Genomic DNA, 14,626 nt, shown 5'->3' on the forward strand with positions numbered 1-14,626 from the left:
TTATTTATTTATAAAATGTATATACTTCACTTTTCCAATAGACTTATCTGAAAATAAATATTTTCTTGAAAAATTAATTTTTCGGTGGTATTTTCGGAGTATGAAAGCGCAAAATCTCATCCAGGATACACAAACCGCTGCGGCCATGATGCACCCGCTGCGTATGCGTATACTGGAACAGCTCCGGGAGCCCAATTCCGCGGCCGGTCTTGCCCGCCTGCTGGACATGCCCCGGCAGCAGCTGAACTATCACCTCCGCGAACTGGAAAAAAACGAACTCGTGGAACTGGTGGAAGAAAAACGGAAAGGCAACTGCACCGAAAGGATCGTAAGGGCTACTTCCCGCTCGTATATGGTGTTGCTGAACACGGCCGCTCCGGTTGATTCGGACGAGATCGGCGATAAATTTTCATCCACCTACCTGCTTCAGTCTGCCGGACATATGATGCAGGACGTGGCCACGATGCAGGCCGGGGCGCACAAGGCCAGGAAGAAACTGGCCACTTTCACCCTGGAAACCGAAGTGCGTTTTGAGGATCCATCGGCGCTGCATGCTTTTGCGGACGAGGTAGCCCAGACCATCGCGCGGCTGGCCATGAAATATCACCAGCCCGAAAACGCTCACGCCAGGCCCTACCAGTTTCATCTGTTTTCTCATCCCACCATCAAAAAACAGGATCATGAAAAAAGAAACGAAAGCGGACCGCGTCATTGACATCACCCGCAGTATCAATTCACCCGTGAAGGCAGTCTGGAAGGCCCTCACGGAAGCAAAGGAGCTGGAACGCTGGTTCCCCCTGAAAGCAAATGTCACCGGTGAGGAAATACAACTGTCATGGGGCAGCGATGTGAACTGGCATATGGAGATCGAAGAGGTAAAGGAAGAAGAATATCTCCGCCTCGGCTACGACGAATCACATCACCGCATTGTATCCGCGGTGCCGAGGCGCCTGGCTGTGGAGTTTTTCCTGCATGGCAAAGATGACGTTACCACGCTGCGGATCGTTCACAAAGGGTTTGGCGGTGAAGAAAGCTGGGACGAAATGTATGACGGCGTGCGCAGGGGCTGGGGCACGGAATCCCTCTCGCTGAAACATTACCTGGAACATCATGCCGGTAAAGACAGGATAGTGGCGCTGGCCAGTATACAAACGGACGGAGTATCGTACCAGGAATTATGGGACAAACTCATCGGCGGTCACCTGCGTATCAACGGCAATCACTATGCATGGGACACGCCGGTAGATGAAACGTACGAAGGCCGCCTGATGTTCTACAACGAGCCGCAGGACCTTCTTGGTACGATGCAGGATTTTCACAACTCCCTGTTCCGCCTGTCCATCGAGAGGTTCGCCCCAGGCGGCGATATATACATCTGGGCCTGGATCGGCGCTTACGGCGTGCCTGAAAAGGAGATGAAGGAACTGGAAAAACAATGGCAGGAAAAACTAAACTTACTATATCATGTACAACATTGAACATATTCAATACATCCGCAAACCAATCGGGGAAGTGTATGACGCGCTGACCACGGAGAAAGGCCTGGGCGCCGTATGGACAGAGAAGCTGATCGTGAGGCCCGAACTGGATTTTGTGAATGAATTTGATTTTAACGACAATTACGATACGAAGTTCAAAAACATTGAGCTGACGCCATCCACGCGTATTCTCTGGGAATGTGTGCATTCAGATCCGGAGTGGATCGGCACAAAAGTTTCATTTGATCTTGAAGCCAGGGAGGATGTGACGGCGGTAACGCTGCGCCACACCGGCTGGAGGGAGCTTACGGAGTTCTACCGCTTCTGCAATTACAACTGGGCGCAATTTCTCTACAGCCTGAAGTTATACCTTGAAACCGGCAAGGGCCAGCCTTACCAGCAGCGTCAGTTCTGATAGCGGCGTATTACTTTCATGATCTTGTCGAACAGTTCCGTATTCTCATACACTCCCCTGAAATCCATGGAGTGAGGGCCGTATGCAAATACCGGTACCATCACGGCAGTATGGTCTGAAGTGCTGAATTGCCCGTCCACATACCCTTTGCGGATATTCCCATCCAGCAGGGTGAGGCCGCCCGTCTCATGATCCGCGGTTACGATCACGAGTGTTTCCCCGTTGCTGTCTGCAAAACGGATCGCTTCACCGATCACCTGGTCGAAGTCGAGCATTTCCATGGTGAGATAGGGAACGGAGTTTGCGTGGCCGCCGTAGTCTATCTGCGCGCCTTCTTCCATCAGGAAAAATCCTTTTTTGCCGCCTGAAAGCGTTTGTACGGTTTTGCGGAACGAACGCGTGAGAAATTCACCGCGGCCTTTCTGCATGCTGAAGGCTGCGCTATCGTCCAGTACGATGAACTTATTGCCGCGGATGGTATCCAGTGCGGAAAGGCTGGTGGAGAAACTATAGCCTTTCTGCTGCAGTTGCTCACGGATCGGCAGGAAATGTTTGCCGCCCGCGCCGATGAGGATGCTCACGGGGCTTTGCAGGAAATCTTTTGCGATGGCGGCGTACCTGCTTCTTTCTTTATTGTGCCCATAAAAAGCGCCGGGCGTGGCATCTGTGATGTCGCCGGAGCTGATGAGCGCACTTTGCATGCCAAGGGGCGCAATGAGGTCCGGGATGGCTTGCAGCGGTGCATCTACCGGGTCTACGCCCACGGAGCGGTTATGCGTTTTTTTTCCGGAGGCCATGGCGGTGCCGCCCGCGGCCGAATCGGTGATATAGTTGCTGAAGGAGGCTGTTTTGGAAAAACCGATGTTCAGGAGTTTGAAGAGGTTCAGCTCGCCGAAGTTCGCGGTATATCCGGCATAGATCTGCGCCAGCCCCATACCATCCCCTATCAGCAGGATCACATTTTTCACCTTCGTTTGTTTGTCGTTGTTTTTGTAGGTGGGTGTGTACACATTATGCGAGGCCGTGGCCTGGTATTGTGCCTGCACGCGTTTGCGCAGGTAATCCGCAAGGGCTTCCACTTTATCGGTATTGATGTAATCCACCCCGAGATTGATCATTGTTTTCCAGGCGTTCACTTCATCCGGGGTAGCCCAGAAGCGGAACTTTTTATGCATGCCATGCACTTTGTTCAGCACGGCCTGTATTTTCTCCAGGTCTTCCTGCACGAGGTATCCTTTGCCGTTCCACTGGGTGTAGCTGCGGAAGTTGTCACTGATGATGGGGATACGCTCCAGCTGCTCCGGGGTATAGTTCTGGGAAGGGATACCGTCGAAGAGGATATAGGGAGGATAGTTTTTCCATAAAGCGGCATCCGGGCGCCCGCCGCTGATCACGATCTGCACTTTGGGGTTCGAGGTGATCTCCGGGTATTTTTCCAGTTGCTGCAGGAGGGCCTGCATGGTGGGCACACCGCTGGTTTTGAAATCTATCAGCAACTGTACGCCCTGTTTCATTTCGCCAAACACGCCTTTCTGTTCTTTGATCTTCCGCAGCAACGGCTCCAGGTAAAGGCTGCGGAGTGTTTTACTGCTGTCTATCTCCGAAGCGGTATGCGCTACGTACAGTTCACCATTCCTTTCAAATACATCCGCTTCAATAGATCCGAAGTTGCGCGCGAAGGCGGTTTCGAATGGGGCGGCCTGTAAATAGTCGTTGTGGGAATGCGCGTTAGCTGAGGTATACTGTGCATTTGCGCGGACGGCAACGCAGCAGAGCAGTAGAACGAGGTATCGCATTGAAGTTTTCATAATCGGCTAAAATAGCGAACTCCGGGAATAAGCGGTGATATGGGGAAGATATATTTTCGTTAACAAATAAAGAGTTTTAGAGAATCATTTGTTAATGAAAAAAGAATGCCGGGCTGTGGAGCCCGGCATTCAGAATATTTTGCAGAGGTTGCGGTTAGGTTACATTGCTGCCAGTTGCACTTTTTGTTGCAACTCGATCACGCTGTCGCGGAAACTGTTGTCAGTATCCATAAGGTCTTTTACCGTCTGGCAGGAGTGGATCACAGTAGTGTGGTCTCTGCCACCGAAGTGTTCACCGATGGTTTTGAGCGAGTTTTTGGTAAAACTCTTAGCCAGGTACATGGTGATCTGCCGGGCCTGCACGATCTCGCGTTTGCGTGTTTTCTGCAACAATTTGTCGTAAGCTACGTCAAAGTATTCGCAGACCATTTTCTGGATGCTTTCGATGGTGATCTCTTTGGAGGAGGTTTTTACGAAAGATTTCAGCACGCGTTTGGCGAGCTCCAGGTCAATTTCTTTCCTGTTGAGGGATGATTGCGCCAGCAGGGAGATGAGCGCGCCTTCCAGCTCGCGTACATTGCTCTGGATGTTGTAGGCTACGTACTTCACAACTTCCTTCGGCATTTCGAGGCCATCGTTGCGCATCTTCATTTCGAGGATCTCCATGCGGGTCTCGAAGTCAGGCAAACCGACATCGGCGCTGAGGCCCCAGCGGAAGCGGCTCAGGAGTCTTTCCTGGACGCCATCCAGGTCTTTCGGCGGTTTGTCCGAGGTGAGGATCAACTGTTTACCGCTCTGGTGAAGGTGGTTGAAGATGGCGAAAAATGCGTCCTGCGACTTTTCGGCGCGGGCGAAGAACTGGATGTCATCCACGATCAGTACGTCTATCAGCTGGTAGAAGTGAATGAAGTCGTTGATGATGTTATTCTTGGAGTGATCGATGAACTGGTTAATGAATTTCTCGGCGCTTACATACAGCACGGCCTTGTTGGGGGCCTGTCTTTTCACTTCATTGCCGATGGCCTGCGCCAGGTGCGTTTTGCCCAGGCCCACACCGCCGTAGATAACGAGGGGGTTGAAGGAGGTGCCGCCTGGTTTGTCGGACACGGTTTTACCCGCCCTGCGCGCCACACGGTTACAGTCGCCTTCTATAAAAGATTCAAAGGTGTAATTGTGATTCAGCTGTGAATCGATCTGCACGCGTTTGATGCCCGGGATAACGAATGGGTTCTTTACCGGGTTCTGTATCGTCAACGGGAAATCAACTTCACTGTCCTTCTGGGGTTTGGTGAACTGCGTAGGCATATTCACTGTTTTAGGGTGTTGATGTGGAGTGCCATTCTCAACGACTATCCGGTATTCCAGCCTGGCTTCTTTTCCTAATTCCCGCTTGATGGTTTTTCCTAACAGGCCTACATAATGTTCTTCAAGGTATTCGTAGAAAAACTGGCTTGGTACCTGGATGGTTAAAACATTGTTCTCAAGCTTTACGGGTTTTATCGGTTCAAACCATGTTTTAAATGGCTGCCATTCCACAATATCCCTGATTATATTCAGACACCTTTCCCAAACTTGTTCGCAAGTTTTATTCATTTAATAAAAAATAATTAGTCGTGTTATTAATTTGGGTGTTCTCGAATACAAATTCTTCAATGCGGGCAGTTGAAGAACTTTTTTGACAGGACGACGAATATCTGTAGAAAATGTTGAAAAAAAAAATAAATCTGGCCTTGTTTATTTTCTAACAATTACAGAATGTTCTGGTCCTGTTTATTCAAGTTTTATCGGCTAAAACACCCGTTTAGCCTGCAATTCCATTACAACGAAAAGTGTTAAACCGTACAAGCATGATTAACAAGTAATTTGTAAAAGTGTTTACTTGTTTACATAAAATACCCGGCATATCTGGTAAAATACCATTGCCAAGTTCGCCTATCAATCCGTAAACCCTTGGGTACTCAGTTGGCTGTAACGCTATTCACTTTTTTAGGTAACTGCTTTCTCGTTATTCTCAAATTCCGTGCAAATTTATGATATGGTTCGCAATAATTGCGAATAACTTGTGCAAAAGTAATTAAGCCGGGCTGTACTGAAAAACTTATCTTTGGCGCAATTGAAATTTTAAATTTGTTATTATGAGTTTTGAAATTACCGGAAAGCTGGTAGTGAAGTACAATACGGTTCAGCGCAGCGAATCATTCAAGACCCGGGAGTTTGTGATCGAGAAGTCGGATGATATCAACGGCCGTGTGATCACGAATTATATCAAGTTTCAGTCTGTGCAGGATCGTACCAGCATTGTGGACCGTCACAATGAAGGGGAAATGGTTAAAGTTTATTTTAATATAAAAGGCACGCGTTGGGAAAAAGATGGTAAAGTGAATTATATCACCAACCTCGACGCATGGCGCATGGAAAGCATGATGCAGGCGCAGCCCGGTGCGGACCGCCAGCCAGACTACAACACCTCGCAGGAAGCTCCCTTCTCCCAGGGCGGCGGAAACAGTGGAAACAGCGGGGACGATTTACCCTTCTAATCGTTGGTCAATCTTATTATATCGCAAAGGCCCCGCAACGGGGCCTTTTGCCGTTTATGACGTATCTTCGCCACCAGTTTTAGGATAAATACCTAACCACGCATGATACAACAGATCTCTCTGAAGCTGCCTCCACAGGAGGCCGGCCAGCACAAGGCCATTACAAAACTCGCCGCAGCCTCCCTGGGCGTGAAACCCACAGATGTCACCGGTTTTAATCTCATCAAACGCTCTATAGACGCACGCTCACGCCAGGTATATTTTGTACTCACGCTGGAAGTGTTCATCAATGAGCCTTTCAGACACAGAACTTCTCCCGGCTTTCATTATAACCCCGTTAAACCTGAAGCAGACAGGGTGATCGTAATAGGAGCCGGACCAGCAGGCCTTTTCGCAGCATTGAGATTGATAGAGCTCGGCCTGAAGCCCATCGTGCTCGAAAGAGGTAAAGACGTGCGCGCCCGCCGCCGCGATCTCGCCGCCCTTAACAAAACCGGCATCGTAAACCCAGAATCAAATTATTGTTTCGGCGAAGGCGGAGCCGGTACCTACTCCGATGGCAAACTCTACACCCGGTCGAACAAAAGGGGGAATATCAACCGCATTCTCCACATATTTCAACAGTTTGGGGCGGATGAAACCATCCTCACAGACGCACATCCCCATATCGGCACAAACAAACTCCCCCACATCATCACCGCCATGCGGGAACAGATCATCCAGAGCGGCGGGGAAGTGATCTTTGAACAGAAGGTCACAGACTTCCTTGTCCGCGACGGCCAGATCACCGGCGTTACCACCGCCGGCGGTGACACCTGGGATGCGAAACACGTCATCCTGGCCACCGGCCACTCCGCCCGCGACATCTTTCATCTCCTCCGTAATAAACATATACTGATTGAAGCCAAACCCTTTGCGCTGGGCGTACGCGTGGAGCACCCGCAGTCGCTGATAGACAGCGCTCAATATCATTGCAGCCTCCGCGGCGATTATCTGCCACCCGCCAGCTACAGCCTCGTAGAGCAGGTGGATGGCCGTGGCGTGTTTTCCTTCTGTATGTGCCCCGGCGGCATCATCGCCCCGGCTGCCACATCGCCGGGCGAACTCGTGGTGAACGGCTGGAGCCCCTCCAAACGGAATAACCCTTATGCGAACTCCGGCATGGTGGTAACCGTGGATGAAAGCGACTTCACGCCCTTTGCGGCCGAAGGCAGCCTTGCCGCCATGTATTACCAGCAATCCGTGGAGAGAGATGCCTACCAAGCCGGCGGCGGCAGCTTTGTAGCGCCCGCACAGCGTATGACGGACTTTGTGAAAGGAAAGGTATCCTCCTCGCTGCCGGATTGCTCTTACATTCCCGGGCTGAACAGCGTGAACCTCCGTGAAGTATTGCCCGCAGCCGTACATGCCCGTCTTGGCGAAGCCTTCAAAGCCTTTGGTAAAAAGATAAGAGGATATTATACGGAAGATGCCGTACTGGTAGCCACCGAATCGCGCACCTCTTCCCCTGTGCGCATCCCAAGGGAAGACGCCACGCTCATGCACCCGCAGGTGAAAGGGTTGTACCCTTGCGGCGAAGGGGCTGGTTACGCGGGCGGCATCGTGTCCGCCGCAATGGACGGGGAGCGTGTGGCCGAAGCCATCGCGGGGGTTCGTATATAGCAACTACCTGTTCGTGTAGTATTTGGAGAAAATCACATGAATTCCTTGGCCTGCTAGGGGATAACCTGTAATTTAACATCGTCAATCAAAGTTATGAACGTACTGGACCTACAGCATCTCAAGAAGCACTATGCCACCCATAAAGCAGTGGATGATATCAGTTTTTCCATACCCAAAGGCAGCATATTCGGCCTGCTCGGACCTAACGGCGCGGGCAAAACGACATTGCTGCGGATGATCACCGGCATCTTTTACCCGGACGCAGGAGAGATATTCTTTGACGGCAAACGTTTTGACCCGACACAGGATATCCAATCCATCGGTTATATGCCCGAGGAGCGCGGCCTTTACAAAAAGATGAAAGTAGGGGAACAGGTCCTTTATCTTGCCCAGCTGAAAGGCCTGAGCAAAAAAGACGCCCTGGACAAGATCGATTACTGGTTCAACAAGTTCGAGATCACCTCCTGGTCCAACAAAAAGATCGAAGAGCTCAGCAAAGGCATGCAGCAAAAGGTACAGTTCATCTCCACCATCATGCACCACCCCAAGCTGCTGATACTGGACGAGCCCTTCTCCGGCCTGGACCCCATCAATTCCCAGCTCATCCAGGATGAGATATTCGAAATGGCGAAGAACGGCACTACTATTATATTTTCCACCCACCGGATGGAACAGGTGGAAGAGATCTGCGACCATATTGTGCTGGTGAACAAAGGACGTAAAATACTGGACGGCCCGGTGAAACAGATCAAACAGGACTTCAAGCAGCACCTGTTCCGCATCGGGCTGGAGACTCAGCCCAATCCCGCGCAGATGGCCACGCATCATTTCACCATCATTCAGAACCACGATAAGGCGTATACCGTGAAGCTGAACGAGTTCAGCCAGACGAATGACATATTATCCCACTTTATTCACCATGGCATACAGGTGAACTTTTTCAAGGAAATACTGCCTACTATCAATGAAGTGTTCATCTCGCAGGTGAAGATGACAGATATGGCGAATTAAGCACCTATGAAATATTTATTCTTATTGGCCGTAATGGCGGTGGCATGTAACACCACCAGCCAGCAGCCCGCAAAAGACATTACAAAAACAGATTCAACGGCCCTGCTGCCGAGGCCTTCAGCCAAAGGCATCCTGGCGATGTATGAGGAGCTGCCCGGTTTTGATACGCTGAACCTGGGAACCGTGGAAAGAGATACGCTGGGGCAGATGACGGGCAAATATAAAGGCCGCTGGCTGGATTCAGCATATAGCCGAATGCTGCCGGTGGTATTGACAAACGGCATTTACCCTAATGAGGAAAACGATTTTACCGGGTTTTACGCCTGTTATAAGTTCCCGATCAATGAGCGCCTGACGGGCCTGCTCACGAGAACGCCGGGGGAATATGATATTTCAGTGCTGAGCCTTTTATATTATGACCACGATGCGGATTCAGTAGGTTATGCCTTCGACCTGCTGCACGACTGGGGAGATGCGGGCGACGCGGTGAGTTACAATACCTGGCTGATCCGGAATCAACAATCAGTGGATGCCTGGATGGCGGTGAATTCGATCTGGGAGGAAGCAGGGGATAGCGTATATAATTCGAACACTATTTATTTCAAAGCAGACCTGGCCGCCCGCACGCTGGACACAGCCTACAAAAACAAGCCTGAATGGGCGGAGACATTTAAATACCTGATCGGGGAAAAAACATATGAAGTACCCGATTCCACATATGTTAATAAGCATACCATAAGCGAATAATCCTGCAACCATGAACAAGATCTGGATCATCATCAAGCGAGAGTACCTGACCCGTGTAAAAAAGAAGTCCTTTATTGTGACCACCCTGCTGCTGCCGCTGCTGTTCGTGGCTATGCTCGTAGTGCCTGTGCTCATCATGAGCGGGGGAGACAGTGAAAAAGTAGCGGTCGTGGACGAAAGCCAGTTCTTCGAAGGCAAGCTGGCCGACGAGGGGGAAACACATTACAAATTTGTGCAGGCCAATATCGATACCCTTAAAAACACCTATACCAAACTGGGATATACCGGCGTGCTCCACATCCCGAAGATGGACATCAACCGCCCTCCGAGCATTATTTACTACAGCAAGGGGCAGATGAACATCATCCTGAAATCCAACATGGAAAAGAAGGTGGAGGCTGCCATAGAAGACAAACGCATGGAGCTGGCCGGCATAGACAAAGCTAAGCTGGAAGGCATCCGTGTGAATGTGGACATTGTGAACCTGGCAGGTAAAGAAGAGAAAAAAGGCAGTGCGGGCCTGGCTTACGGCATCGGTTACGGCGCGGGTTTTCTTATCTATATTATCCTCCTGGTGTTCGGCACCGTGGTGATGCGCGGGGTGATGGAGGAAAAAATGAACCGCATCGCGGAAGTGATGATCTCCAGCGTGAAACCTTTCCAGCTCATGATGGGCAAGATCATCGGGATCGCTTTTGTAGGGCTTACCCAGTTCCTGATCTGGATCGTGCTGATCGTGGGATTATATACATTACTGATCATGCTGTTTGGCCCTGAAGCCACGGACGCGGCTATGAAGAGCAACGCGATGGCTAACAGCGGTAACAACGCGGCTGCGGAGGAAGCCGTAAAACAGATGATGGGCGTGATGGAAGGCGTGAACTGGACCTTCATTATCTTCTGTTTCCTGTTCTACTTTCTCGGCGGGTACCTGTTTTACGCGGCATTGTTTGCCGCGGTGGGCAGCCTGGTAAATGAAGATCCGAACGATGCGCAGTCCCTCACTTTCCCGGTGACCATCCCCGTTATATTTTCCATCTTTATTATGATCGCCTCGGTGCGCAACCCGAACAGCAGTTTGGCGGTATGGGGAAGTATGATACCTTTTTCATCGCCCATCGTGATGATGGCGAGGATACCTTACGGCGTGCCGGGCACGGTGCCTTACTGGCAGTTGGGATTGTCTATGGCATTGCTGATCGCCGGTTTCATCGGTACCACCTGGGTGGCGGCAAAGATCTACCGCACGGGGATTTTGCTGTATGGCAAAAAAGTAACGCTGAAAGAAGTGGCGAAATGGGTGGTGCGTAAGAACTAGTTCTTTTGAGATATAATTAAAAGCCTGCAATCACATGGTGGTTGCAGGCTTTTTTATACGGATGATATTTTAAACAGGTAAACCGCCCAATCTCCGGCTGGTTTCAAGAAACTCTTCCCATATCCCGCGCAGTACATCGGCTGCTGGCTGGATGTCCCTGATAAGCGCGCTCACCTGGCCGATCTCCAGCTCTCCTTCCGCAAGATCCCCTTCAAACATCCCGCGTTTGGAGCGGCCCCGGCCCAGGAGGATATTCAGTTCTTCCCGGCTCGCGCCTTCCTGCTCCGCCTTCTGCACCGCTTCAAAAAACGTGTTGCGCAGCAGCCGCACCGGTGTAAGCTGTTTCAGGGACAACATCGTATCTCCTTCATTGGCGTTTATCACGGCTTCTTTAAATGAAGCGTGGGAAGACGCTTCGGGTGTGGCCACAAAACGGCTGCCTACCTGCACGCCGCTTGCACCCAGCGCGAAAGCCGCCGCCATAGCCCTTCCGGAGCCAATGCCGCCGGCCGCTATCACGGGGATGTTCACCGCGTCCGCCACAGCGGGTATCAGCACCATGGAAGTAGTTTCCTCACGGCCGTTGTGCCCTCCGGCTTCAAAACCTTCCGCCACTACGGCATCCACGCCCGCGTCCTGGCTCTTTACCGCGAACTTCGAGCTGGATACCACGTGCACCACGGTGATGCCTTTTTCTTTGAGGACAGGCGTCCAGGTTTTGGGATTGCCCGCGGAAGTGAATACCACTTTCACGCCTTCTTCTATAATGATCTCAATGTGTTTTTCGATGTCCGGGTAGAGGAGTGGTACATTCACGCCAAATGTGCGGGTAGTGGCCCGTTTGCACTTGCGGATATGTTCACGCAGCTGGTCCGGGTACATGCTGCCGGAGCCGATGAGGCCCAGCCCGCCCGCGTTGCTCACCGCGCTGGCCAGCCGCCAGCCGCTGGCCCATATCATACCGGCCTGGATGATGGGATAATCCGTGCTGAAAAGTCGGGTGATGGGATTGCTGAATACCGCCATGTGTTGGGTGATTGGTTACAGGTTGGCAATTTAACGATAAAACTGTCAACGCGGATCAATCTCCCGGTCATTACCCCAGGTCTATCTCCGTATTATCCCCGATGTTCAGGCTCTGGCTCAGCCCGCGGATATTGGCATCGCTGCCGATGAGGGACGACTTGAGCACTACTTCGTAGAGATTGCTGAACGAGCCGATGATGGAATCTTTGACGATAGAATAACTGATCACCGTATTGTCGCCGATGGCTACGTTTGGCCCGATGATGCTGTTTTTGATATTGCAGCCTTCACCGATGCTCACGGGCGGGATGATGATAGTATTTTCATATGGCAGCACCGGGTTGGTGGCCAGTTTGTATTTCTTTAAAAGAATGGCGTTGGTTTCGAGCAGGGTTTCTTTACGGCCGCAGTCGAACCAGTTGTTCACCTTAAAAGCGTTGAACTGTACGCCGTGGCGGATCATACATTCCAGCGCGTCCGTGAGCTGAAACTCGTCGTGCGAGCGCACCTGCTGCCGGATATTATCTTCCAGGCACTGGTACAGCTGTTCCGTTTCCCTGATCTTGTACATACCCACCAAAGCCAGGTTGGACTTCGGTATCTGCGGTTTCTCCACCACACGGGTAATGATATTCTGATCGCTGATCTCGGCTACGCCGAAGTTCCGCGGGTCATCCACTTTTTTTACGCCCAGCACGGAGTGCTGCGAGTTGATCACTTCTTTGAAATCCGTTTCCACGATGGTATCGCCCAGCACGATGAGTATTTCGTCATTCGCCACCACGTCCCGCGTGAGAAGTATGGCGTGGCCCGTGCCTTCGCGCGAGTTCTGCTGCACGAAATGGGTGGTCAGGTCAGGATATTTTTTTTCAACGTAATGCTGGATCTTTTCGCCGAGATAACCCACCACGAATACGAATTCGCGGATGCCGGCTTCCACCAGCTGATCCACGATGATGCTCAGGATAGTCCTGCCCGCCAGTGGAATCAAAGCCTTAGGTTGTGTATATGTATGTGGGCGCAGTTTGGTACCTGCGCCGGCTACTGGAATTATTGCCTTCATGTAACGGATTTGGAGGTATGGTTCACTGCTTGCGATACCGTTCTCACTGCTTAATCGCGGGCAAATTACGGAATCAATCTCAAAAATGAATTAGGATTTATCATTATTGAATTAATATTAAGATTAACATTTATATTATCAGAGCGTTCTTTTCATTAATTCCAAGTTTATAATTACCCGGAAGAAGATTAATTTTGCGTCTTAAATTTTCCTTCACCATGCAAAGAGACCAGCAGATATTTGATATCATTGGCCAGGAACTGGAAAGACAGCGCCATGGCATTGAGCTGATAGCTTCGGAGAACTTTACGAGCCTCCAGGTTATGCAGGCAATGGGCAATGTAATGACCAATAAATACGCAGAAGGTTACCCCGGACGCCGCTACTATGGCGGTTGCGAAGTGGTGGACCTGAGCGAGCAGCTGGCAATCGACCGCGCGAAGCAAATCTTCGGCGCCGAATATGCCAACGTTCAGCCTCACTCCGGCGCACAGGCCAATGCAGCTGTATTGCTGGCTATACTTCAGGCCGGCGACAAGATCCTGGGCCTGGACCTCAGCATGGGCGGTCACCTTACCCACGGTTCCGCGGTGAACTTCTCCGGAAAACTCTATCAGCCGTTCTTTTACGGTGTAAATAAAGAAACCGGCCTCGTTGAATACGACAAAATGGAGGAAGTAGCCCTCCAGGAAAAGCCGAAACTGATCATCTGCGGCGCTTCCGCTTACAGCCGCGACTGGGATTACAAACGTATCCGCGAGATCGCCGACAAAGTAGGCGCTTTTGTAATGGCGGACATTGCACACCCTGCCGGCCTTATCGCCAAAGGACTGCTGAATTCCCCCTTCGCACACTGTCACTTCGTAACTACCACCACGCACAAAACCCTCCGCGGCCCCCGCGGCGGTATGATCCTGATGGGCAAAGACTTTGAGAACCCTTTCGGCCTCAAAACCCCCAAAGGTGAAATACGCATGATGAGCAACCTGCTGGATATGGCCGTGTTCCCCGGCATCCAGGGTGGCCCGCTGGAACATGTGATCGCCGCCAAAGCGGTATCTTTCTTCGAGATACTCACAGACGATTACGATCAGTACGCCCGCCAGGTGATCCGCAACGCACAGGCTATGGCCCGCGCTTATGTAGAGAAAGGTTACCAGATCATCTCCGGCGGTACAGACAACCACCTGATGCTGATAGACCTGCGCAACAAAAATATCTCCGGTAAAAAAGCCGAGCAGATACTCGTAAAAGCGGATATCACTGTGAACAAAAACATGGTTCCCTACGACGATAAATCTCCTTTCATCACCTCCGGTATCCGTGTGGGCGTTCCCGCCATCACTACCCGCGGCCTGAAAGAAGATCACATGCCGCAGATCGTGGAGTGGATGGATAAGCTGATCCTGGACGCGGACAACGAAGACCTGATCGCGAAAGTGCGCGGCGAGGTGAACGAATTCATGAAACAATTCCCGCTCTACCCCGAGCTGTAATAAAAGTTTAAGAGGTTTGTAAAGAAAGAGGCCGTCTCAATGGAGGCGGCCTCTTGTTTTTGTTC

General features: G+C 51.1%; 13 protein-coding genes. 9 read left to right on the top strand and 4 right to left on the bottom strand.

Going from position 1 to position 14,626, the window contains the following annotated elements; all coding sequences use genetic code 11:
* The first annotated feature begins 100 nt into the window (after window positions 1-100).
* From EG028_RS21155 to EG028_RS21165, 3 genes are read left to right on the top strand one after another with little or no spacing between them, the layout of a single operon-like run.
* Window positions 101-715 carry a winged helix-turn-helix domain-containing protein gene (locus EG028_RS21155; RefSeq protein ID WP_120518324.1) on the top strand — a complete coding sequence of 205 codons (615 nt, stop codon included), beginning with the start codon at window positions 101-103 and terminating at the stop codon, window positions 713-715.
* Complete coding sequence (locus EG028_RS21160) at window positions 681-1,478, top strand: SRPBCC family protein (RefSeq protein ID WP_120518325.1); 798 nt, start codon at window positions 681-683, stop codon at window positions 1,476-1,478. Before EG028_RS21155 ends, EG028_RS21160 begins: the two co-directional genes overlap by 35 nt.
* A complete protein-coding gene (locus EG028_RS21165; RefSeq protein ID WP_120518326.1) occupies window positions 1,465-1,893 on the top strand; it encodes an SRPBCC family protein in 429 nt (142 codons plus the stop codon). The genes EG028_RS21160 and EG028_RS21165 overlap by 14 nt, the downstream gene beginning before the upstream one ends.
* On the opposite strand, the gene EG028_RS21170 is transcribed toward EG028_RS21165, so the two are convergent.
* Window positions 1,884-3,689, bottom strand: a complete 1,806-nt coding sequence (locus EG028_RS21170; protein ID WP_120518327.1) for an alkaline phosphatase — start codon at window positions 3,687-3,689, stop codon at window positions 1,884-1,886. The two genes, EG028_RS21165 and EG028_RS21170, sit on opposite strands and share 10 nt — an antisense overlap.
* A gap of 171 nt (window positions 3,690-3,860) precedes the next feature.
* A complete protein-coding gene (dnaA, locus tag EG028_RS21175) occupies window positions 3,861-5,294 on the bottom strand; it encodes a chromosomal replication initiator protein DnaA (RefSeq protein ID WP_120518328.1) in 1,434 nt (477 codons plus the stop codon).
* Between the two features lie 542 nt (window positions 5,295-5,836).
* Here dnaA and EG028_RS21180 point away from each other — a divergent pair.
* The 5 genes from EG028_RS21180 to EG028_RS21200 all read left to right on the top strand — a co-directional run bounded on the left by EG028_RS21180 (window position 5,837) and on the right by EG028_RS21200 (window position 10,976).
* Window positions 5,837-6,238, top strand: a complete 402-nt coding sequence (locus EG028_RS21180; protein WP_120518329.1) for a DUF3127 domain-containing protein — start codon at window positions 5,837-5,839, stop codon at window positions 6,236-6,238.
* Between the two features lie 102 nt (window positions 6,239-6,340).
* A complete protein-coding gene (locus tag EG028_RS21185) occupies window positions 6,341-7,900 on the top strand; it encodes an NAD(P)/FAD-dependent oxidoreductase (protein WP_120518330.1) in 1,560 nt (519 codons plus the stop codon).
* 93 nt (window positions 7,901-7,993) lie between these two features.
* A complete protein-coding gene (locus EG028_RS21190) occupies window positions 7,994-8,911 on the top strand; it encodes an ABC transporter ATP-binding protein (protein ID WP_120518331.1) in 918 nt (305 codons plus the stop codon).
* Between the two features lie 6 nt (window positions 8,912-8,917).
* Entirely contained in the window at window positions 8,918-9,658 is a 741-nt protein-coding gene (locus EG028_RS21195; protein WP_123864748.1) for a hypothetical protein, read from the top strand.
* A 10-nt stretch (window positions 9,659-9,668) separates the two neighbouring features.
* Complete coding sequence (locus tag EG028_RS21200) at window positions 9,669-10,976, top strand: ABC transporter permease (protein ID WP_120518333.1); 1,308 nt, start codon at window positions 9,669-9,671, stop codon at window positions 10,974-10,976.
* A 69-nt stretch (window positions 10,977-11,045) separates the two neighbouring features.
* On the opposite strand, the gene EG028_RS21205 is transcribed toward EG028_RS21200, so the two are convergent.
* Together EG028_RS21205 and EG028_RS21210 are read right to left on the bottom strand one after the other, a co-directional pair.
* On the bottom strand, window positions 11,046-12,002 hold the full coding sequence (locus EG028_RS21205) for an NAD(P)H-dependent flavin oxidoreductase (RefSeq protein WP_120518334.1): 957 nt from the start codon (window positions 12,000-12,002) through the stop codon (window positions 11,046-11,048).
* A 70-nt stretch (window positions 12,003-12,072) separates the two neighbouring features.
* Complete coding sequence (locus EG028_RS21210) at window positions 12,073-13,065, bottom strand: sugar phosphate nucleotidyltransferase (RefSeq protein ID WP_120518335.1); 993 nt, start codon at window positions 13,063-13,065, stop codon at window positions 12,073-12,075.
* Between the two features lie 218 nt (window positions 13,066-13,283).
* On the opposite strand from EG028_RS21210, the gene glyA reads away from it, so the two are divergent.
* A complete protein-coding gene (glyA, locus tag EG028_RS21215; protein WP_120518336.1) occupies window positions 13,284-14,561 on the top strand; it encodes a serine hydroxymethyltransferase in 1,278 nt (425 codons plus the stop codon).
* Window positions 14,562-14,626: the final 65 nt, after the last annotated feature.

This window comes from Chitinophaga barathri, from assembly GCF_003807585.1.
GTDB classification, from domain to species: Bacteria; Bacteroidota; Bacteroidia; order Chitinophagales; family Chitinophagaceae; genus Chitinophaga; species Chitinophaga barathri.

Bases quoted from the DNA above. Each gene is read 5' to 3' on its own strand.
- EG028_RS21155 (WP_120518324.1), top strand. From the start codon at position 101: ATGAAAGCGCAAAATCTCATCCAGGATACACAAACCGCTGCGGCCATG.
- EG028_RS21160 (WP_120518325.1), top strand. From the start codon at position 681: ATGAAAAAAGAAACGAAAGCGGACCGCGTCATTGACATCACCCGCAGT.
- EG028_RS21165 (WP_120518326.1), top strand. From the start codon at position 1,465: ATGTACAACATTGAACATATTCAATACATCCGCAAACCAATCGGGGAA.
- EG028_RS21170 (WP_120518327.1), bottom strand. From the start codon at position 3,689: ATGCGATACCTCGTTCTACTGCTCTGCTGCGTTGCCGTCCGCGCAAAT.
- dnaA (WP_120518328.1), bottom strand. From the start codon at position 5,294: ATGAATAAAACTTGCGAACAAGTTTGGGAAAGGTGTCTGAATATAATC.
- EG028_RS21180 (WP_120518329.1), top strand. From the start codon at position 5,837: ATGAGTTTTGAAATTACCGGAAAGCTGGTAGTGAAGTACAATACGGTT.
- EG028_RS21185 (WP_120518330.1), top strand. From the start codon at position 6,341: ATGATACAACAGATCTCTCTGAAGCTGCCTCCACAGGAGGCCGGCCAG.
- EG028_RS21190 (WP_120518331.1), top strand. From the start codon at position 7,994: ATGAACGTACTGGACCTACAGCATCTCAAGAAGCACTATGCCACCCAT.
- EG028_RS21195 (WP_123864748.1), top strand. From the start codon at position 8,918: ATGAAATATTTATTCTTATTGGCCGTAATGGCGGTGGCATGTAACACC.
- EG028_RS21200 (WP_120518333.1), top strand. From the start codon at position 9,669: ATGAACAAGATCTGGATCATCATCAAGCGAGAGTACCTGACCCGTGTA.
- EG028_RS21205 (WP_120518334.1), bottom strand. From the start codon at position 12,002: ATGGCGGTATTCAGCAATCCCATCACCCGACTTTTCAGCACGGATTAT.
- EG028_RS21210 (WP_120518335.1), bottom strand. From the start codon at position 13,065: ATGAAGGCAATAATTCCAGTAGCCGGCGCAGGTACCAAACTGCGCCCA.
- glyA (WP_120518336.1), top strand. From the start codon at position 13,284: ATGCAAAGAGACCAGCAGATATTTGATATCATTGGCCAGGAACTGGAA.